General features: G+C 66.9%; 23 protein-coding genes. 15 read left to right on the forward strand and 8 right to left on the reverse strand.

Going from position 1 to position 17,918, the window contains the following annotated elements:
* The first annotated feature begins 124 nt into the window (after positions 1–124).
* Positions 125–433 (forward strand): hypothetical protein, encoded by a 309-nt coding sequence (locus AB0H54_RS18010; RefSeq protein ID WP_357346468.1) that lies wholly within the window; start codon positions 125–127, stop codon positions 431–433.
* A 146-nt stretch (positions 434–579) separates the two neighbouring features.
* Positions 580–792, forward strand: coding sequence for a hypothetical protein (locus AB0H54_RS18015; protein WP_355271295.1), 213 nt, complete (start codon positions 580–582; stop codon positions 790–792).
* 18 nt (positions 793–810) lie between these two features.
* Here the strand turns inward: AB0H54_RS18015 and AB0H54_RS18020 are convergent, their stop codons facing one another.
* The gene (locus tag AB0H54_RS18020) at positions 811–2,385 is read right to left on the reverse strand and encodes an alpha/beta hydrolase (RefSeq protein ID WP_357346469.1); all 1,575 of its coding nucleotides are present in this window, start codon (positions 2,383–2,385) and stop codon (positions 811–813) included.
* Between the two features lie 337 nt (positions 2,386–2,722).
* On the opposite strand from AB0H54_RS18020, the gene AB0H54_RS18025 reads away from it, so the two are divergent.
* The 10 genes from AB0H54_RS18025 (at position 2,723) to map (ending at position 9,201) form a co-directional block, all read left to right on the forward strand.
* On the forward strand, positions 2,723–3,451 hold the full coding sequence (locus tag AB0H54_RS18025; protein ID WP_355271299.1) for a YoaK family protein: 729 nt from the start codon (positions 2,723–2,725) through the stop codon (positions 3,449–3,451).
* Positions 3,452–3,685: 234 nt separating this feature from the next.
* Positions 3,686–4,084 carry a 30S ribosomal protein S8 gene (rpsH, locus tag AB0H54_RS18030; RefSeq protein WP_014981717.1) on the forward strand — a complete coding sequence of 133 codons (399 nt, stop codon included), beginning with the start codon at positions 3,686–3,688 and terminating at the stop codon, positions 4,082–4,084.
* A gap of 15 nt (positions 4,085–4,099) precedes the next feature.
* Positions 4,100–4,639, forward strand: a complete 540-nt coding sequence (rplF, locus tag AB0H54_RS18035) for a 50S ribosomal protein L6 (RefSeq protein WP_019045067.1) — start codon at positions 4,100–4,102, stop codon at positions 4,637–4,639.
* 2 nt (positions 4,640–4,641) lie between these two features.
* Positions 4,642–5,049 carry a 50S ribosomal protein L18 gene (rplR, locus tag AB0H54_RS18040; protein ID WP_357346470.1) on the forward strand — a complete coding sequence of 136 codons (408 nt, stop codon included), beginning with the start codon at positions 4,642–4,644 and terminating at the stop codon, positions 5,047–5,049.
* Positions 5,050–5,080: 31 nt separating this feature from the next.
* Positions 5,081–5,731, forward strand: a complete 651-nt coding sequence (gene rpsE, locus AB0H54_RS18045; protein ID WP_110037186.1) for a 30S ribosomal protein S5 — start codon at positions 5,081–5,083, stop codon at positions 5,729–5,731.
* 2 nt (positions 5,732–5,733) lie between these two features.
* Entirely contained in the window at positions 5,734–5,913 is a 180-nt protein-coding gene (gene rpmD, locus AB0H54_RS18050) for a 50S ribosomal protein L30 (protein ID WP_019045070.1), read from the forward strand.
* Between the two features lies 1 nt (position 5,914).
* Positions 5,915–6,358 (forward strand): 50S ribosomal protein L15, encoded by a 444-nt coding sequence (gene rplO / locus AB0H54_RS18055; RefSeq protein ID WP_355271302.1) that lies wholly within the window; start codon positions 5,915–5,917, stop codon positions 6,356–6,358.
* 155 nt (positions 6,359–6,513) lie between these two features.
* Entirely contained in the window at positions 6,514–7,836 is a 1,323-nt protein-coding gene (gene secY / locus AB0H54_RS18060) for a preprotein translocase subunit SecY (protein ID WP_357346471.1), read from the forward strand.
* Positions 7,833–8,378, forward strand: a complete 546-nt coding sequence (locus AB0H54_RS18065) for an adenylate kinase (RefSeq protein ID WP_355271306.1) — start codon at positions 7,833–7,835, stop codon at positions 8,376–8,378. Before secY ends, AB0H54_RS18065 begins: the two co-directional genes overlap by 4 nt.
* A 25-nt stretch (positions 8,379–8,403) precedes the next feature.
* Positions 8,404–9,201, forward strand: a complete 798-nt coding sequence (gene map / locus AB0H54_RS18070) for a type I methionyl aminopeptidase (protein WP_355271307.1) — start codon at positions 8,404–8,406, stop codon at positions 9,199–9,201.
* Positions 9,202–9,234: 33 nt separating this feature from the next.
* On the opposite strand, the gene dtd is transcribed toward map, so the two are convergent.
* The gene (gene dtd, locus AB0H54_RS18075) at positions 9,235–9,678 is read right to left on the reverse strand and encodes a D-aminoacyl-tRNA deacylase (RefSeq protein ID WP_357346472.1); all 444 of its coding nucleotides are present in this window, start codon (positions 9,676–9,678) and stop codon (positions 9,235–9,237) included.
* A gap of 30 nt (positions 9,679–9,708) precedes the next feature.
* Entirely contained in the window at positions 9,709–11,208 is a 1,500-nt protein-coding gene (locus AB0H54_RS18080) for a hypothetical protein (RefSeq protein ID WP_357346473.1), read from the reverse strand.
* Between the two features lie 257 nt (positions 11,209–11,465).
* Between AB0H54_RS18080 and AB0H54_RS18085 the strand changes: the two genes are divergently transcribed.
* The 3 genes from AB0H54_RS18085 to AB0H54_RS18095 all read left to right on the forward strand — a co-directional run bounded on the left by AB0H54_RS18085 (position 11,466) and on the right by AB0H54_RS18095 (position 14,605).
* Positions 11,466–13,367 carry a hypothetical protein gene (locus AB0H54_RS18085; RefSeq protein ID WP_357346474.1) on the forward strand — a complete coding sequence of 634 codons (1,902 nt, stop codon included), beginning with the start codon at positions 11,466–11,468 and terminating at the stop codon, positions 13,365–13,367.
* Complete coding sequence (locus tag AB0H54_RS18090; protein ID WP_357346475.1) at positions 13,364–14,161, forward strand: ESX secretion-associated protein EspG; 798 nt, start codon at positions 13,364–13,366, stop codon at positions 14,159–14,161. The genes AB0H54_RS18085 and AB0H54_RS18090 overlap by 4 nt, the downstream gene beginning before the upstream one ends.
* A gap of 123 nt (positions 14,162–14,284) precedes the next feature.
* The gene (locus tag AB0H54_RS18095) at positions 14,285–14,605 is read left to right on the forward strand and encodes a hypothetical protein (RefSeq protein ID WP_357346476.1); all 321 of its coding nucleotides are present in this window, start codon (positions 14,285–14,287) and stop codon (positions 14,603–14,605) included.
* A 4-nt stretch (positions 14,606–14,609) separates the two neighbouring features.
* Here the strand turns inward: AB0H54_RS18095 and AB0H54_RS18100 are convergent, their stop codons facing one another.
* From AB0H54_RS18100 to AB0H54_RS18120, 5 genes are all read right to left on the reverse strand, one after another.
* Complete coding sequence (locus tag AB0H54_RS18100; RefSeq protein ID WP_357346477.1) at positions 14,610–15,023, reverse strand: hypothetical protein; 414 nt, start codon at positions 15,021–15,023, stop codon at positions 14,610–14,612.
* 114 nt (positions 15,024–15,137) lie between these two features.
* Positions 15,138–15,581, reverse strand: a complete 444-nt coding sequence (locus AB0H54_RS18105) for a hypothetical protein (RefSeq protein ID WP_357346478.1) — start codon at positions 15,579–15,581, stop codon at positions 15,138–15,140.
* Positions 15,578–16,063 carry a DUF6301 family protein gene (locus AB0H54_RS18110; RefSeq protein WP_357346479.1) on the reverse strand — a complete coding sequence of 162 codons (486 nt, stop codon included), beginning with the start codon at positions 16,061–16,063 and terminating at the stop codon, positions 15,578–15,580. The genes AB0H54_RS18105 and AB0H54_RS18110 overlap by 4 nt, the downstream gene beginning before the upstream one ends.
* The gene (locus AB0H54_RS18115) at positions 16,060–17,199 is read right to left on the reverse strand and encodes a hypothetical protein (protein ID WP_357346480.1); all 1,140 of its coding nucleotides are present in this window, start codon (positions 17,197–17,199) and stop codon (positions 16,060–16,062) included. The genes AB0H54_RS18110 and AB0H54_RS18115 overlap by 4 nt, the downstream gene beginning before the upstream one ends.
* Positions 17,200–17,225: 26 nt before the next feature.
* A complete protein-coding gene (locus AB0H54_RS18120) occupies positions 17,226–17,609 on the reverse strand; it encodes a hypothetical protein (RefSeq protein ID WP_357346481.1) in 384 nt (127 codons plus the stop codon).
* Between the last annotated feature and the right edge of the window lie 309 nt (positions 17,610–17,918).

A 17,918-nucleotide genomic window follows, 5' to 3' on the forward strand; every position in this document is an offset into this window, starting at 1 on the left:
GAGCCGATTCCGTGCTCTCACGGAAGTGAAAGGCGCAGGTCAAACCGTACTTTTGGGGTGTGCCGCCGACCGGTGGCCGACCCCGACCCCGCCGTTGTCCGGCGGCCACATCAAGGAGATTCCGATGAGAAACCACACCGGCCGAATGGCCGTCGCACTCGGCACGCTGGCAGCTGCTCTCGCCCTCGGCTCCGGCGTCGCGTCCGCGGGTCCGGTGATCACGTCCGATCCCGCTCCGGGGGTCCAGGCGAAGATCACCGGGACCTTCCTCGACCTCAACACCTACGACTGCACGGTGCTGTCGTTTGCCGGGGTAGGCGCCGGAAACGGCAGTTGGGCGACCCCGGGATACGCGTCCGGCCTCTTCCTCGCGCCCAGCCCAGCGCTGGGGCTGTGCAGCAACGGAGGCGTCGTACTCGGGTCAGTCGGCTGACGGATTCCTGTCGGCGCCGTCGAACGTCATCGGTGCGGCGGGCTGACGGAATCGTCGCTCCGAAGGTAGGGAAGTCGTGCCCTCGGAGGCAATGCCCCGGCAACTCGGGGCGTGCGCACGGCCGGGGCGGACGGCACGGTAGAGCCATGAAGAAGTTTGCCGTGTCCTCCGCCCTCGCACTGTCCCTCCTCGCCCCCGCCGTCACCGCGGCCACCGCGCACGCCGAAGCGCCGGTCGCGGGCACCGGCTCGTCGAGCCTGGATGTGCTGTGCAGCCCGATCGGTGGACTGCTCGTCCTCGCGGGCAGCGCGGAGAATCCCTACGGCCCGCTGCTCACCGCGGTGTGTGTGTCCCGCTGATCGGCGGGTTTCCTCGGGTCAGCGGAAGGGGGACCGGTCGATCCCGCAGCGGAGGTCGGCCGGGGGCAGCTGACCGGTGAACAGATAGTCGCGCTTGACATGTTCGGCGCAGGTGCTGGGCACGTACATGCTGCTGTGCCCGGCACCTTCCACCACGACCACCCGGGCGTCGGCGAGCTGCGCGGCGCCCGCGACGGCGCCACGCAGCGGCGTCGCCGGGTCGTATCTGCTGTTCAGGACCAGGATCGGCGCGGCGGTTTCGCGATTCCACGGACCGGTGTAGCGGTCGGCGTCGCGCGCGGGCCAGAAGGCGCACGGCGTGGCGTTGAAGACGGCGGTGCGGCCGAAATACGGGACCCGCAGGTCTTCGATGGCGCCGACCCGGCTGTACACGGCGGGGTCAGCCGGGACGGCGCTGTCGGCGCACTGGATCGAATAGAACGCCTCGACGCGATTGCCGGGCTGCTCCTTCGCGAAGATCGCGTCGTGCGTCACCGCCGGGAGCAGCGCGGTACCGGCGTCGAAGAGCTGCTGTAGCAGGCTCGCCAGGTCGGGGTAGGTCTCCGGGCGCGCGAGGCCGCCCGCGGCGGCCACGATCTGACCGTAGGTCCACGCGGTGCCGTCGACGACGATGGGCGCCAGACGCGCGCGTTCGGCGAGCGCGATCCACTTGAGTTTCGGCTCGCCCGCCGCGAACGCGCAGTCCGGGCCGGCGGCCGAGCAGGCGCGCAGGAACGCGTCGAAGGTCTCGGCGACGGCATCGGCCACGCCCTGCCTGGTGTCCAGCGGGAGGTTCGCGCCGTCGCCGCCGTGCCCGTTCGCGTTGCCCTCGAAGTCCAGCGATCCGTCCAGCGCCATCGCCCGCACCCGGCCGGGGAACATGTTGGCGTAGACCGCGCCGACCTGCGTCCCGTAGGAGATGCCGTGATAGGTCAGCGCCGCGTCGCCGACCGCGCGACGCAGCAACTCCAGGTCACGGACGGTGTTCGCGGTCGAGGCGTGTGCCAGGATCGGGCCCGCGGACGCGCCGCAGCGGCTCGCGATATCGGCGGAGCGATCGAAGAACTCCGCCTCCTCGGCCGGGCTCTCCGGCGTGCCGGGGAATGTCGCGAAGTAGGCCTGTTGCTCGTCGTACGAGGGAAAACAGCTGGTCGGAGCGCTGCGTGCGACCGAACGCGGGTCCCACGACACCAGATCGAAGCGGGCTCGCAGTTCCTCGGAGAACAGCCACGGCCACCGCGCCCGCTCGCGGAGCCGGTCGACACCCGACGGTCCCGGCCCGCCGAAGTTCACGAACAGCGTCCCGATGCGCCGACCGGGGTCGGTCGCCGGCAGCTTGATCACCGCCAGCTCGATCTGCTCACCCCGCGGACTGTGATAGTCCAGCGGCACCTGCGCCCAGGCGCAGGAGAAGCCGTCCTCGCAGTCCGACCACTGCAGGCCGGGGGTGCCGGCGGCCTCGGCCAGCGGGTCGACGTACGGGTCGGCCGCGTGCGCGGGAGCCGGGACGGTGAGGGCGCCGAGACCGAGCAGAACAGCGAGTACGCGAGTCCAGCTACGGCGAGTTCCACGGCGCCCAGAGCGCGAATACAACTGCCGAGCCTCCTGCACAGATCGGACGAACCTCGCGAAGCTATCACATGCTTACTTCAGGAAACTAGTTGGCGGCGAACAGAATTCGCCGTACCGGTCTCGTGTGGCTGGGGCGCCCGGCTGCTCGGTGTCGGCCGCTCCGGAATATGTTTCGAATTGTTCAGTGAACGTGAGGTTAAATATCTCGCGGCCAATTCTGTGTTTTTCCCGATAATCGCGAAATCGCACTGGCCGGGTCCCGGTGCCGTCGCTACGCTCGGGATGATCGCGCGGAAATTCGGCGCGACGGGTGTCAAAGACGATCCCTGATTCCAGGACAAGCGGAGGATGTGGGATTGTGACGGCAACCACAGAGAAAACCGGGCGTGACCTGGGCCACCGGCGGCCGCTGCGAGGGATGCCCGCGGGTGCGATGCCGATGGTCGCCTTTCTTTCGATATTGGCCGGATTTATCGGCGCGGCCGCCTATACGCATTCCGCCGGATATTTCGTGACATTCATGACCGGAAATACCGAGCGGGCTGTTCTCGGCTGGTTCGACAATGACGCGGTGCTGGCCACCGGCGCGATCACCCTGCTGTTCTCGTTCGGCCTCGGCGTGTTCGTCGCCTCGATGCTGCGACGGCGGGTGTGGCGCGACAGCAGGCACGGCGCGGCCGTGGTGACCACGACGGCGCTGGCCGTGGCGGCCGTCGTCGACTGGGTGCTCGACCGCACGGGCGGGCAGGAGGTGGGGTTCATTCCCATCGCCTTCGTCGCGTTCGCGGTCGGCGCGCTCAACACCGCCTTCGTCAAGGACGGCGAGACCAGCGTGCCGCTCAGCTACGCCACCGGGACGGTGGTGAAGCTGAGTCAGGGCATCGAGAGCCATGTCAGCGGCGGTAGCGCCCGCGATTGGCTCGGCTACGCGACGCAGTACGGCGCCTTCGCCGTCGGCGCCTTCCTCGGCGGCATCATGAGCATGCTGGTCGGCGGCGAGATGATGCTGATCGTGGCCACCGCGGTCTCCGGCGCGGCGATCCTGCTCACAGCCAAGGCCGCGACCCGGCCCCAGATTTTGTCCTGACCACGGCATTGCCTACACTAGAGCGGTTGCCTGGGCACCTCTGTGTCCGCTGGCGCCTCGCCGACTGTGGGTGAGGCGGGCGGACGGTCCAGGCGCCGAGAGCTCGTAAAGAGAACTCATCCGGTCGGTAAGTGCCGTCCGGACCAGCCGAATTGTTGTAGGCCCACGGTCGGCGTGCGAGAGCGCGCCGATGCTGCATGGGAACCGCAGCGAGAAAGGTGTCGAGGTCTAACCATGACCATGACTGATCCGATCGCAGACTTCTTGACGCGTCTGCGCAACGCCAACTCGGCGTACCACGATCAGGTGAAGGCGCCCCACTCCAAGCTCAAGGCGAACATCGCCGAGATCTTGAAGCGCGAGGGCTACATCGCCGATTACCGCACCGAAGACGCGACCGTGGGCAAGTCCCTCGTCGTCGATCTGAAGTACGGCCCCAGCCGTGAGCGCAGCCTGCAGGGCCTGCGTCGCGTCTCGAAGCCGGGTCTGCGTGTGTACGCGAAGTCCACCAACCTGCCCAAGGTCCTCGGCGGCCTCGGCGTGGCGATCATTTCCACGTCGACCGGTCTGCTCACCGACCGTCAGGCGGCCAAGCAGGGCGTGGGCGGCGAAGTCCTCGCCTACGTCTGGTAAGGGAGGTCAGGACTAATGTCGCGTATTGGTAAGAAGCCCATCGAGATTCCGGCCGGCGTCGACGTCACCATCGACGGCCAGGTCGTCACGGTGAAGGGGCCCAAGGGCACCCTGTCGCACACCGTGGCCGAGCCGATCACCGTCACCAAGGGTGAAGGTAACGAGCTCGAGGTCGCCCGTCCCAACGACGAGCGCGCCAACCGTTCGCTGCACGGCCTTTCCCGCACCCTGATCGCCAACATGATCGAGGGTGTCACCAAGGGCTACGAGAAGAAGATGGAAATCTTCGGTGTCGGTTACCGTGTGGCCGCCAAGGGCTCGAACCTCGAGTTCGCCCTGGGCTACAGCCACCCGGTGCCGATCGAGGCCCCGGAGGGCATCACCTTCGCGGTGGAATCGCCCACCAAGTTCTCTGTGTCCGGCATCGACAAGCAGAAGGTCGGCCAGATCTCCGCTGTCATCCACGGACTGCGTAAGCCCGACCCGTACAAGGGCAAGGGCATCCGCTACGCCGGCGAGGTCGTTCGCCGCAAGGTCGGAAAGACGGGTAAGTGATCATGGCGCAAACTGCTAACCAGAAGGCCAAGCGGATTCCGCTGGGCAAGGACTCCTCGACCAAGCGTCGTCTGTCCAAGACCCGCCGTCACTTCCGTCTGCGCAAGAAGGTCGTCGGCACCACCGAGCGTCCGCGCCTGGTGGTCAACCGCTCCTCGCGGCACCTGCACGCCCAGCTCGTCGACGACTCGGTGGGCAAGACCATCGCCGCCGCGTCCTCGATCGAGGCCGACGTGCGCGCGCTGGAGGGCGACAAGTCCGCCAAGGGCGCCAAGGTCGGTCAGCTGATCGCCGAGCGTGCCAAGGCTGCCGGTATCGAGTCGGTCGTGTTCGACCGTGGTGGTCACGACTACCACGGCCGCATCGCGGCGCTGGCCGATGCCGCTCGTGAAGGCGGGTTGAAGTTCTGATGACTGTTATTTCGAACGGAAGGAACGTCTGATGCCGGGACGTCAGCGGCGTGACGGCGGCAACGGACCCGCCGGACAGAACAGCAATGGCCCCGAGGGCAACCGTGGCGACCGCCGCGGTGGTGGCGATCGTCGCGGTGGCGGCGACCGTCGGGACAACGCTGCCGAGAAGAACCAGCTCGAGCGCGTGGTCGCGATCAACCGCGTCTCCAAGGTCGTGAAGGGTGGTCGTCGCTTCAGCTTCACCGCCCTCGTGATCGTCGGTGACGGCAACGGTCTGGTCGGCGTCGGCTACGGCAAGGCCAAGGAAGTTCCCGCGGCCATCCAGAAGGGTGTCGAGGAGGCTCGCAAGGGCTTCTTCCGCGTCCCGATGATCGGCTCGACCATCACCCACCCGGTTCAGGGTGAGGCGGCGGCCGGTGTCGTCATGCTGCGTCCGGCTTCGCCCGGTACCGGTGTGATCGCCGGTGGCGCGGCGCGTGCCGTGCTCGAATGCGCCGGCATTCACGACATTCTGGCCAAGTCGCTCGGTAGCGACAATGCGATCAACGTCGTTCACGCGACGGTTGCCGCGCTCAAGATGCTCCAGCGTCCCGAAGAGGTTGCCGCGCGTCGCGGTCTGCCGATCGAGGATGTCGCTCCGGCGGGCATGCTGCGTGCGCGTGCGGGACAGGGAGCCTGACCATGGCTGATCTCAAGGTGACCCAGATCAAGAGCACCATCGGCGCCAAGGCGAATCAGAAGGACTCCCTGCGTACGCTGGGCCTTCGCAAGATCCGTCAGAGTGTTGTCCGTGAGGACAACGCTCAGAACCGCGGTCTGATCAACGTCGTGCGCCACCTCGTAACTGTTGAGGAGGTCTGACATGACCATCAAATTGCACCACCTGCGTCCTGCGCCGGGTTCCAAGACCGAGAAGACCCGTGTGGGTCGCGGTGAGGGCTCCAAGGGCAAGACCGCCGGTCGCGGTACCAAGGGCACGAAGGCCCGCAAGAACGTCTCCCCGGCGTTCGAGGGTGGCCAGATGCCGCTGCACATGCGCCTGCCGAAGCTGAAGGGCTTCACCAACCGCTTCCGCGTGGAGTACCAGGTTGTGAACGTGGGCCGCATCGCGGAGCTGTTCCCCGAGGGCGGCACGGTCGGTAAGGCCGAGCTCGTCGCGGCCGGCGCCGTTCGCAAGAACGAGCTGGTCAAGGTTCTCGGCGACGGTGAGATCGGCGTGGCGGTCCAGGTGACCGCCGACAAGGTGACCGGCTCCGCCAAGGAGAAGATCACCTCGGCCGGTGGCACTGTCACCGAACTGGCCTGACGGTACTGTTAGTCAGCAGTGGACACCGGACGAGTCGCGAGCTCGTCCGGTGTCACTGTTAGAGTTCAAGTGTTGTCTGCCAAGCTCGTCATCGGCTGACGTTTCCGTAGAACCGAAGTCGCATGGCATGACCATGTCGTTCGCCAGGAGGATCTGTGCTTTCCGCCTTCGTATCGGCCTTCCGGACTCCGGACTTACGGCGGAAGATTCTCTTCACGCTGGGGTTGATCGCGCTGTACCGGTTGGGTGCCGCGCTGCCGTCCCCCGGCGTCGACTACCAGAACGTCCAGGAGTGCGTGAAGCTGGTCTCCGGCGGTGATTCCGCCGGTATCTACCAGCTCATCAACCTGTTCTCCGGTGGCGCGCTGCTGCAGCTGTCCGTGTTCGCGATCGGCATCATGCCGTATATCACCGCGAGCATCATCATCCAGCTGCTGACCGTCGTCATCCCGCGGTTCGAGGAACTGCGCAAGGAAGGCCAAGCAGGCCAGACCAAGATGACGCAGTACACCCGGTACCTGTCGATCGCCCTGGCGATCCTGCAGGCCACCGGCCTCGTCGCGCTGGCCGCGCGCGGTCAGCTGCTGCAGGGCTGCAACGAGCCGATCCTCGCCGACACCAGCATCTTCGGCATGATCATCATCGTCCTGGTGATGACCGCCGGTGCCGCGCTGGTCATGTGGTTCGGTGAGCAGATCACCGAACGCGGCGTCGGCAACGGTATGTCGCTGCTGATCTTCGCCGGTATCGCCGCCCGCCTGCCGGTCGACGGCAAGAACATCCTCGACTCCGACGGTGGCCTGATCTTCGGCCTGGTGTGTGTCGCCGTGCTGGTGATCCTGGTGGCCGTGATCTTCGTCGAGCAGGGTCAGCGCCGGATCCCGGTGCAGTACGCCAAGCGCGTCGTCGGTCGCAAGATGTACGGCGGTTCCTCGACCTACCTGCCGTTGAAGGTCAACCAGGCCGGTGTCATCCCGGTGATCTTCGCGTCCTCGCTGCTCTACCTGCCGAACCTGGTCGCTCAGCTGACCGGCTCGAACACGGCGACCGACCCGAGCTGGTGGCAGGAGATCATCCAGAAATACCTGGTGAACCCGGGCAACCCGGTCTACATCGCGATCTACTTCGGTCTGATCGTGTTCTTCACCTACTTCTACGTCGCGATCACCTTCAACCCGGAGGAGCGCGCGGATGAGATGAAGAAGTTCGGCGGCTTCATTCCCGGTTACCGTCCGGGCAAGCCGACCGCCGACTATCTCAACTACGTTCTGAGCCGCATCACCCTGCCTGGCTCGATCTACCTCGGTCTGGTCGCCGTCCTCCCGAACCTGTTCCTGGACATGGGCGCGACCGGCGGAGCGGCGAACCTGCCGTTCGGCGGTACTGCGGTCCTCATCATGGTCAGCGTGGGTCTCGACACGGTCAAACAGATCGAGAGCCAGCTGATGAATCGAAATTACGAAGGGTTCCTCAAGTGAGAGTTGTTCTGCTCGGTCCGCCGGGTGCCGGCAAAGGTACTCAGGCCGTCCTGCTGTCGGAGAAGCTGGGCGTTCCGCACATCTCCACCGGAGACCTCTTCCGCGCGAATATCAGCCAGCAGACCGCCCTCGGTCGCGAAGCGCAGAAGTACATGGACGCGGGCGACCTCGTCCCCAGCGACGTCACCAACCGCATGGTCGAGGCCCGCGTCGGTGAGCCGGACGCGTCGAACGGCTTCGTTCTCGACGGGTACCCGCGCACGACCGACCAGGCCGACGCGCTGAAGAAGATCCTCGAGCACAACGGCACCCCGCTCGACGCGGTGCTGTGCTTCGTGGTCGCCGAGGACACCGTGGTCGAGCGCATGCTCGCCCGTGGACGCGCCGACGACACCGAGGACGTCATCCGCAACCGGCTGCGGGTCTACCGTGAGGAGACCGAGCCGCTGCTCGAGTACTACGACGGTCTGGTCGTGACCGTCGACGGAATCGGCGAGGTCGACGAAGTCAACACGCGGGCGCTGAAGGCGCTCGGTCAGTAACCACCGATCGGAGTACTGAGGCCGGATGGTCTTCAACCGTAAGAAGAAGGTCGTGCCGTTTCGCTCGGCGGGCGAGCTGGACGCCATGGCGGCAGCGGGCGCGATCGTCGGGCAGGCGCTCGTGGCCGTGCGCGCCGCGGCCAAGCCCGGCGTCTCGACGCTGGAGCTGGACGAGGTCGCCGAGCAGGTCATCCGTGACGCGGGCGCCGTCCCGTCGTTCAAGGGCTACCACGGCTTCCCCGGCTCGATCTGTTCTTCGGTCAACGACCGTGTGGTCCACGGGATCCCCTCGGCGAAGGACATCCTCACCGAGGGCGATCTCGTCTCCATCGACTGCGGTGCCATCCTCGACGGCTGGCACGGCGACTCGGCGTGGACGTTCGGCGTCGGCACCATCATCGAGGCCGACGCGTTGCTGAGCGAGGCGACCAGGCTGTCGATGGAGGCGGGCATCGCCGCCATGGTGCCCGACAACCGCCTCACCGACGTCTCGCACGCCATCGAGCTCGGCACCCGCGCGGCCGAGCGCGAGCACGGTCGCGCGTACGGCATCGTCGACGGCTACGGCGGGCACGCCATCGGCCGCGAGATGCACATGGACCCGTTCCTGCCCAACGAAGGCGCCCCCGGCAAGGGCCCGCGCCTGGTCGTCGGTTCGGTGCTGGCGATCGAGCCGATGCTCACCCTCGGCACCACCGAGACCAAGACCCTCGACGACGAGTGGACCGTGGTCACCACCGACGGCACCCGCGCCGCGCACTGGGAGCACAGCGTCGCCGTCACCGAGGACGGCCCCCGCATCCTCACCCTGCGCCCGGAGTAGTTCGCGCACAAAGGATTTCGGACGACGGCCCGGTCAGCCTTCCAACAGGATGGTGACCGGGCCGTCGTTCGTCAGCTCGATCCGCATGTGCGCCCCGAAGTGCCCGGTGGCCACGGTCGCGCCGAGGGCGCGCAGGGTGTCGGCGAAGGCGTCGACGAGCGGTTCGGCATGGTCGCCCGGCGCGGCCGCGTTCCAGGACGGTCGCCTGCCCTTGGCGGTGTTGGCGTAGAGGGTGAACTGGCTGACCACCAGGATCGGCGCGTGCAGATCCGCGGCGGAGCGCTCACCATCGAGGATCCGCAGCCGCCACGCCTTGTCCGCCAGGGCTTTCGCGGTCGCCTCGGTGTCGCTGTGGGTGGCGCCGACCAGGGCGAGCAGCCCGTGCGGGACCCCCGCCGCGGCCGGATCGATCCGGCCGACCACCTCGTCGTCGACGCTCACCTTGGCACTGGTCACCCGCTGCAGCAGTACTCGCACAGGCACCGATCATGCCAGGTGCCGAACGGGTCAGGGTTTGCCGAAGAACAGGATGTCCGGCCCGTACTCGGTGAGCGGGCGCTGTTCGGCGGCCTGGCGGATGCCGCTGCCGGGTAGCTCGGTGACCTTGGCGAACATCGGCGCGTTGCCGAAGGCCGCACGGACCTGCGTCTCGGAGGCGTAGTCGGCGCCGTAGTCGGCCAGGGTCGCGAAATCCAGGGGCGCCAGGGGCGCGTCGAGCGGCGCCTGTCCGGCCGGCCTGCCGAGCGCGGCGTACTGGGTGGCGACGCCGTTGTCGTAGAGGCACAGCTCGTAGGAGATCTTCTCGATGGTGGCGACGGTGAGGACCGGCCACTTCTCCGAGAGCCGAACGGCGAGTGGATGCTTGCCGAGCGCGCCGATCTCCCAGTTCAGGCTTTTCACCGAAATCCAGCTACCGGAGGACTTCTCGACCAGCACCACATCGGCGGACAGCTCGACCGCCGGGTTCGTGACGGGTTCCTTCACTCCCCAGTGCTTTTCGTGCACCCCGGCGAACCGGCCGGCGTCGACCGGCTCGACCCCGTCACGCGCGAAGGCCGCGACGATGGCCGCCCGCACCTGCTCGAGCGCGTCCGGCGCCGAACAGCGCACCGCGAGCGCGCCGTAGGTCGCCGAGATCTCCACCGGCCGTGACGGCGGTTCCGGCATCGCGCCCGCCGCCAGCGGCTTGAGCCCGACCAGCGCCAGCCGCCAGTTGATCTCGTCGATGGTGGCCAGGTCGCCGCCCGACTGATAGAGGATCTGCTGCTGGGTGAGCCGCCCGGCCCGTTCCAGCGTCGGCGCGCCCAGCTTGATCAGCGCCTGCGTCGTCTTGAGGGTGAGATCGAGTTCCTCGACGCGGGTCTCGCGCAACCGCGCGGTACTCGCCGCGGAGGTGACCTCCGAATACAACGTGCGATAGCTCGCGATGGCCTGCTTGCGCGACCGGCCGACCATCATGGTGCGCAGCAGCGTGCTCAGGCTGGCCAGATATTTGCCCGGCTGCTCGGAGGTGCGCGCGTACATCGCCGCCCTGATCCGCACCGCGTCCTCGGTCGCCGCGACCGCCGCGTCGTGATCGAGCCGCATCAGCCACACGCCGCACTTGGACAGCCCGTCGGCGCACATCGGCTGCACATCCGGATAGTCCTGGGCGACCTGCCGGTACGCCTGACACGCGCTGCGAATGGTGTTGGTGGCCAGCTGCCGATGCCCGACCAGCCGGGTCGCCTGCTCGAACAGCCGCAGCGAATCCTGCAGCGCGCCGGCGTACTCGTAGCTGACATACCCGCCGACCAGCCAGTGCAGGCGGATGGCGACCGCTTCCTGCGCCGGTTCCAGCGCCTCGGCGGTGCGGTCGCGGCCGGACGGGTCGTCGCGGGTGGTGAGCAGGCCCTGGGCCAGCTCGGCGAGGGATCCGGCCAGGCGCAGGTAGTCGGCGGGGGCCTGGCTCCTGGTGGCAGTGCGGTCGGCCGCGACGCGCCGTTCGAGGCCGCTCAGGTCGGTCATGAGCAGTTCCATCGCGACGTCAATCCTGGCCTCATCCATCGTTCGAGCACGGCCGTTGGGCGGCCGTTCAGTGTGTCGTTCGAGTTTGGCACAGATCGGCGATGGTTGCCGGTCCGTCCGGCGAACCAGGATGTTCATCCACGAGCGAGCCGGTGTTTCCCTGTGGCTGTGCATATTTCGCATTGCTTACTAGAATGCGATGCGATGGAGCCGACTGCGCGAGGGTCGTCGGTGGGGTGCTGCGAGGAGCGGTTGGCGTGGGCGATTCTCCCTTCGAGGGTGCTGCGGACAAGGCGAAGATCAAGGTCGAGACGGGTGCCGCGCTCCAGGCAGCCAAGGCGTGCAGTACCGCGATCGAGGTGGTCAAGGGCTGTCAGGGGTTGATCGAGAGCCGACAGCTCAACGTCTTCACGATGTCCAAGCTCGGCGGGGCCGAGGTCTACGCCCCGGAGAAGTTGCAGCCCCGGTTCGTCACCGAGGCCACCGAGTGCAAGGACACCCTCGGCAAGTTCGTCGACTCGCTGGAGGACATGGTCGACATGTTCAAGGCCGCGGGGGAGAAATACACCGGCACCGATGAACTCTCGGCCTCGGAACTGGCGGCGCTGAAAGGGAAGAAGACCGACCTCGGCAACGTCTCGGCGAAACCCGGCGCCAAGGACATGTCGGGCGCGGTCAAGAACGCGGGCACCTACAACCCCACCAACCAGGACATCGAGACCCGCGACGGCAAGATCTACGTCCAGCACAACGACGACATCGACACGGCCAAGGTCCCCAAGGATGTCACGGCCAAGCCGGAGCCGGCCGAGGGTGAAATGCCGTACCGGGAACCGTCGAGCATGGGCTGGCGGGATCTGTACGACCTGGGCTACCGCATCGGCTGGACCGAGATCACCGAGGACGCGCCGATCTGGGGCCTGATGTCCAGCCAGCTCAACGGCGCCGCCTACGACCTGAGCCAGGCGATGCAGACGATCACCTCCACCACATGGGAGAGCCAGGGCGGCGAGACCGCGCTGGCCGCGGTGCAGGGATTCTCCAAGTCGGTGTCCGATCTCGCCGGGTCGTTCAAATTGATGCAGGCCAACCTGCAGTACACCGCGGACTGGTTGTACGCGACCAACTCCTGTATGCCGGTCTCGCCCGACGAGGGCTGCGGTGACGATGTCGGTGAGGTCCAGGAGCTCTACCGCAAGCACTACATCGACGGGCTCAAACAGACCCAGAAGATGTTCCCGGCCGAGGTGCTGCCGGAGGCGCCGAAGGGAGCCATCGGGCCGCCGCCGAAGAAAGAGGAGACCGGCGGCCAGCAGAACAACGGTCAACAGAACAACGGCCAGCAGAACAACGGTCAACAGAACAATGGTGGGCAGCAGTCCAGCGGTGGGCAGCAGTCCAGCGGTGGACAGCAGTCCAGCGGTGGACAGCAGGCGAGCAGCCAGCAGCAGGGGAGCACCCAGCCGTCGGCCGAGTTCATGGCGGCGCAGCAGGCATTGGCCAACCAGGGGAAGGGCACGGGTTCCACCGGGGGCGGCTCCGGGTCGGGCTCGGGCTCGGGATCGGGATCGGGATCGGGGTCCGGTTCGGGCAGCACCGGCGGAACGGGAAGTTCGTCCGGCAGTTCGGGCTCGGACGCCATGTCCTCGCTGATGTCGACCATCTCCGGGGTGGTCTCCTCGCTCACCCAGGCGCTGCCGAGCGTCACCCAGGCGTTGCAGCAGATCGCCTCGACCGACCTGTCGTCCGCCACCCCGGACCTGTCCCAGCTCACCTCGCTGCTCGAGCAGTACCCGGATCTGGCGACCGCGATCTCGGAATCGCCCGAGTTCGCGCAATTGCTGGAAACCAATCCCGAGTTGCAGTCCGTCGCGGAACAGCTCGGCCTCACGGTCGAGGAACCCGCGGAGGAGGTCGCGATGGCCGGACCCGCGCCGGGGGAAGCGGTCGATTCCGCAGCGGGCCTGGCCTTCCCGCGGGCGTCGCTTCCGAGCCTGCCCGATTTCAGCTCGCTCGGTGATCTCGTGGAGCCGGTGATCGCGGCCAGCGTCGGGGTGCCCGCGGAGCCGATGACGGTGGCGACCGAGGTCGTCCAGGGCGGCGAGAGCGCCACCGAGGGCGCCAGTGCCGCCTATGCGCGTCCGGCGGCTGACGCATGAGCCGCACCTGGGAGTTCACCGATGTCGAGTTCAAGGTGCTGTGGGACAGGTTGGTCGGCGGCCACATGCCGCGGCCGTTGAGCTTCCTGTCCACCACCATGCTGATGCACGACTTCGATCAGGAGAAGTACGACACCTGGCAGCGGCTGCAGTCGGTGATCGATCCCGCGCTGCGTACGGCGGTGGATGTGCTGGCTCGCCCCGATGTCTATCTGCGGCTGCGGGGGTGGAACGACCGGGAGCGCGACGACGCGCAGCGATGGCTGAAGGCACGCGCCGCGCGGGCAGGCGCCAACGGCTACGTGATCCACCAGCTGCCCGGCGCCACCCCGGCGCACAGCGGCGGATTCGTTCTGACCGATTGCGGCCCATACGGTCTCACCGACGCGATCCTCGACCTGATGCCGCAGGTCGGGCCGGGCAGGGACGGCGTGATTCCGCTCGTCACGGACCAGGAACCCGAACCGGACGCCTACGCGCCGCGCGCTTCGATGGTTTTCGAGGAGGCCGACACCGGCATCGCGCGCCGCAGCGCGGAATTCTTCGAGGTTCCTGCCGACCGCACCGGCACCATCAATATCCTGCAGAACCAGTCCATGTTCGGCTCGCGCGGCATGCATCGCGACATTCTGGTCTGGCGTGACCTGCCGGACGACGGTCGTTACGTCATCGAGCTGCCCAACGAGAACCCCATGGCCACACCGATGTCGCGGGCTGATCTGGCCGACAAGGTCGACAGATCGATCGAGCGCATGATGTCGCGCGTGGAATCGCACTGGGAAGCCAACGTTTAGGAGTCCCCGGCACACGTCGTTCACAGCGGTGTCATCCGGGGTTCGTTCCCCCGTGCGAGGCTGTTGCGCACGCGAAAGAGTTGTGGTGTGCTCGAAAGCACCACTCGTGGAGGGATGAGGGCGATGGGCACTTTCGAATACGACGCCGACAACTTCCGGACCGCGGCGGGCAAGTCGCAAAACGTCAGCAACCAGCTCACCGGCATCATCAACACGTTGAACAGTTCGCTGACCGGCCGCGGAAACGTCTGGGGCAACGACAAACTCGGTAAGTCGTTCAACAACGGCCCCGGTGGCAACGACGGCTACGACGCCTCCTGGACCAACATCAGCGAAAATGTGAAGACCATGGCCACGTCCATGGGGGACTTCGCCGACGGCCAGACCGAGAGCGCCGACTACATCGACAAGATGGAGAAGGGCAACCGCGACGGCCTGACCTAGCCGCTCACCGCACGTGCCATCCTTCTCGGTCTGTCCAGGCGTCGTAGACGAGTTCGGTGGGGCTGGTGATGGCGTAGCCGGCGCGGAGCCCGGTGACGGCGAGTTCGGTGGCGTGGTGGCAGTCTTCGGCGGTGACCGGTGCGTCGAAGTCGAACCACCACAGATGGCCGTTGTCCACGTCGGGCTGGTTCCAGCCGCCGGCGGTGATCGCCTGGTATCCGGCCGTGTCGGGTCGTCGGTTCTCGTCGAGGTACCGGTCACCGATCAGCTGTGCCGACAGCACGTCTTCGTCGCGGGCGAACTGTACGAATCGGCGGACGCGAGCGGGTTCGGGCTCGAAGACGATCACCCGTGCGCCGAGCGGAAGCTTCTCGAGCTCGGCCGCCAGGTGTTCGGCGAACGTGGTCCAGCCGGTCACAGCTGTCCCGCCGGGAGAGCTCGCTGGTATCGGTCGAGTGCGCGCAGTCGACCGCCCAGCTCGGCGACCTCGTCGGGGGTCCGGGTTCGGAAGTCCGTCAACGATTCGCTGCGTTCAGGTCTCGTCGCGGATGCCGAGGCTGGGCAGATGCAGGCGGCTGCCGGTCTTCTCGACCCAGCCCCGATAGGACAACTCGGTCGGTGCGGTGATGCCGAAGCCGTCGCGAAGTCCGGTGACCGTGATCGCCGCGATTCGCCGATACTGGTCGGTGCGGACGGGTGACGCGAATTCGGCCCACCAGTTGTCGCAGTGGTCTTGGTCCGGCCGGTGCCATCCTGCTCGGGTGATGGCTCGCCAGCCCACGTCGCCGGGTCGCGATGCGGGTTCGAGCCATTCGTCGCCGGTCAGTTCGGCCAGGACCGATTCGCCGGTCTTGCGGAACTGCGCGAAGCGACGAGATCCAGTCGGCGCTACCTCGCCGATCACCAGGACGGTGGTGTCGGGCGCCGCGTCGAGCTCGTCGGCCAGGATGCGGGCGAAGTCTGCCCAGTCGGTCATAGCAAGCCCTGGTTATCGAGTTCGAGGTTGCGGTCGTCGGCGGCGAGGCGGGCGTTGGTGTCCAGGTGCAGCCAGATCGAGGCCGCGGAGAGGATGAGGACGACAGTGGAGTCTGGTCCGGCCCAACGGTATTGCGGGGTCGGTGCGTTGACCCGCGCGGTCGGCTCGCCGAGAGTCTCGCCGATCGCGCGCGCGAACTCGGTGAAAGTGGCTTTCACTTCGGACTTTTCATCGGCTTCGGCATAGCCGGTGAGTTGCAGTTCGATGCGGGTGACTTCACCGTTCTTGGCCTGGATGGTGCCACTGCCAGGTCCGAACCCGATATCGAGCATGATCCGGCGTGGCCGGCTGGAGACGGTGTGCCAGCCGAACTGCTCGACGATGGTGGGCGCGTCGTCCAAGGTCCACGTCCAGTCGAGGCTGTACAGCCTCCTTGCGAGGTCGGCCGCTTGGTCGGTCGGCATGGTCCGCCAGGTGCTCATTCGGTCGCCTTTCCTGCGTCGTGATTCGGTGTGCTGGTGTGGCGGTCGCGGATCGCAAGCCCTTCCATCGGTGCCGCCAACGCGCCATCGGAGTCCCAGCGACGGCGTAGGAGGAGATTGCTCCCCGCGTCGTAGCAGTCTTCCCGGCTGATTCGGCCGTCCGGACTGAACTCGTACCAGCATCCGACCGGGCCGGTCCGATTATTGACGCCCTTGCGGAACTCGTGTCTGTCCCGGTACTCGATGCAGAGACCGTCGGGGTAGCCGTCGCGATAGTCCTGGACGTGGAGAAGTGTCTCGCCCGCATGGTGTTCGAGCACGCCCGTAAAAGGCTCGCCCTCGTGTAGGAAGGGCGTGGCCTGGTCCAGGGTGCCGTCGAAGCGGACGTGGGCGGTGGGCCGTGGGGGCGTACCGACAGCAACGATCGGTTCACCGGAATCTGTCCAGGAGCTCTTCAGGATCTGACGACCACTGCCGGAGAACACGTTCTGCTGTGCGAGGGTTCCGTTGTGGTGCCAGTGCAGCCACAGCCCGATCGGCCGGTTGCGGGCGGTGGTGCCGGCATATTGGCGTGCCCCGTCACCGTGCCAGCCCAGTTCTGGGCCGTCGGAGTAACCGTCGGCGAACCATTCCAGGGCGACGACCGGTCCGCCCTCGTAGAAGTATCGGACAGTTTGGCCGGTGAACGGTTGGCCGTCGAACAACAGGCGGCCGTCGACCGGATTCTCCGACAGGGCGGAACTCGTCCGCTCCACGGCGCTGTCCACCAGTGGCTTCGCGATCGCGGCAGCGTCGAAGTCTTCGGTCAAGGTGCCCCCTTCGTCCCACCGTTTCCGATGACGAAGGTTTCCCGAGAAGTCGAACGTGTCGAATCGAACGAGCCGACCGTGCTCGTCCCAATACTCCCAGTCGAGAATCCGCCTGCCGTGGTCGTAGCTCCCCGAGTACCTCCTGGCGTCGTCCGGGTACCAGCCGTCAGCTTGCCCGTGGAGGTATCCGTCGAGGTAGGTGAGGGATTCGATCTCGGTCTGATCGGGCGTCAGCGTCGACACCTGCCCGCTGAACGGGACCTCTTTGTAGTATGCGCGCCCGCCATCCACGACCAGGTCTGGATCACTACTGTCGATGAAGAGCACGGGACTGTCCTTCCGGTGGAACGCGGTCAGAAGTACGACAGGAACGCCGCGTCGAAATCGGGGTCGCGGGTGTCGAACTGCTGGGGGACGTAGTCGAAGGAGCGCACCCGCTCGATGAACTCGGTGGGGAGGGTGAGGGGCTGTTCGGCGAGGTATTTCAGGGAGTCCTCGCGCCAGATCCAGACGCCGTCGGAGTAGAGGGAGGGGCCGCCCTCGATGTCGGCGCCGGAGGTGAACAGGTCGGGCGCTTCGCCCATGACGTCGAAGATCGCGCGGACCTTGCGCATGTAGTTCAGGATCTGGTCGCGGTCGCCCTCGACGGCACCGGTGGGCGCGTCGTGTACCGAGGGCAGCTCGTCGTGCGTGCCCTCGTACATCTCGCGGTACATCACCACCGGCTTCAATTCCATTGCGTGCGTCCCGTTCTCGATCTCATGGAGTCTGTACCGGCCGCCGTACCGCTCGGCACGGGTCGGCCGGTCGCGCCCGCGCCGCGGCGAGCCGCCGACCCCGATCCTTCGCGTGGACCGCCGGGTCGTCAAGTTCACCCGTACAGACAGGTCGCCGATGGCGCCGAGGGGTTCGTTTCAGCCGCTTGGCGTTCATTCTGCCGTCACTCCCGGTTCGCCGGTGCCTGCGACTCTGTTGCGCAGGCGAACGAGTTGTGGTGTGCTCGATCGGGCACCACTGCGGAGGGATGAGGGGCGATGGCTACGTTC

The organism is Nocardia sp. NPDC050718 (genome assembly GCF_040654235.1).
In the GTDB taxonomy this organism is placed as follows: Bacteria; Actinomycetota; Actinomycetes; order Mycobacteriales; family Mycobacteriaceae; genus Nocardia.

Bases quoted from the DNA above. Each gene is read 5' to 3' on its own strand.
- AB0H54_RS18010 (WP_357346468.1), top strand. From the start codon at position 125: ATGAGAAACCACACCGGCCGAATGGCCGTCGCACTCGGCACGCTGGCA.
- AB0H54_RS18015 (WP_355271295.1), top strand. From the start codon at position 580: ATGAAGAAGTTTGCCGTGTCCTCCGCCCTCGCACTGTCCCTCCTCGCC.
- rpsH (WP_014981717.1), top strand. From the start codon at position 3,686: ATGACCATGACTGATCCGATCGCAGACTTCTTGACGCGTCTGCGCAAC.
- rplF (WP_019045067.1), top strand. From the start codon at position 4,100: ATGTCGCGTATTGGTAAGAAGCCCATCGAGATTCCGGCCGGCGTCGAC.
- rplR (WP_357346470.1), top strand. From the start codon at position 4,642: ATGGCGCAAACTGCTAACCAGAAGGCCAAGCGGATTCCGCTGGGCAAG.
- rpsE (WP_110037186.1), top strand. From the start codon at position 5,081: ATGCCGGGACGTCAGCGGCGTGACGGCGGCAACGGACCCGCCGGACAG.
- rpmD (WP_019045070.1), top strand. From the start codon at position 5,734: ATGGCTGATCTCAAGGTGACCCAGATCAAGAGCACCATCGGCGCCAAG.
- rplO (WP_355271302.1), top strand. From the start codon at position 5,915: ATGACCATCAAATTGCACCACCTGCGTCCTGCGCCGGGTTCCAAGACC.
- map (WP_355271307.1), top strand. From the start codon at position 8,404: ATGGTCTTCAACCGTAAGAAGAAGGTCGTGCCGTTTCGCTCGGCGGGC.
- AB0H54_RS18080 (WP_357346473.1), bottom strand. From the start codon at position 11,208: ATGACCGACCTGAGCGGCCTCGAACGGCGCGTCGCGGCCGACCGCACT.
- AB0H54_RS18090 (WP_357346475.1), top strand. From the start codon at position 13,364: ATGAGCCGCACCTGGGAGTTCACCGATGTCGAGTTCAAGGTGCTGTGG.
- AB0H54_RS18095 (WP_357346476.1), top strand. From the start codon at position 14,285: ATGGGCACTTTCGAATACGACGCCGACAACTTCCGGACCGCGGCGGGC.
- AB0H54_RS18105 (WP_357346478.1), bottom strand. From the start codon at position 15,581: ATGACCGACTGGGCAGACTTCGCCCGCATCCTGGCCGACGAGCTCGAC.
- AB0H54_RS18110 (WP_357346479.1), bottom strand. From the start codon at position 16,063: ATGAGCACCTGGCGGACCATGCCGACCGACCAAGCGGCCGACCTCGCA.
- AB0H54_RS18120 (WP_357346481.1), bottom strand. From the start codon at position 17,609: ATGGAATTGAAGCCGGTGGTGATGTACCGCGAGATGTACGAGGGCACG.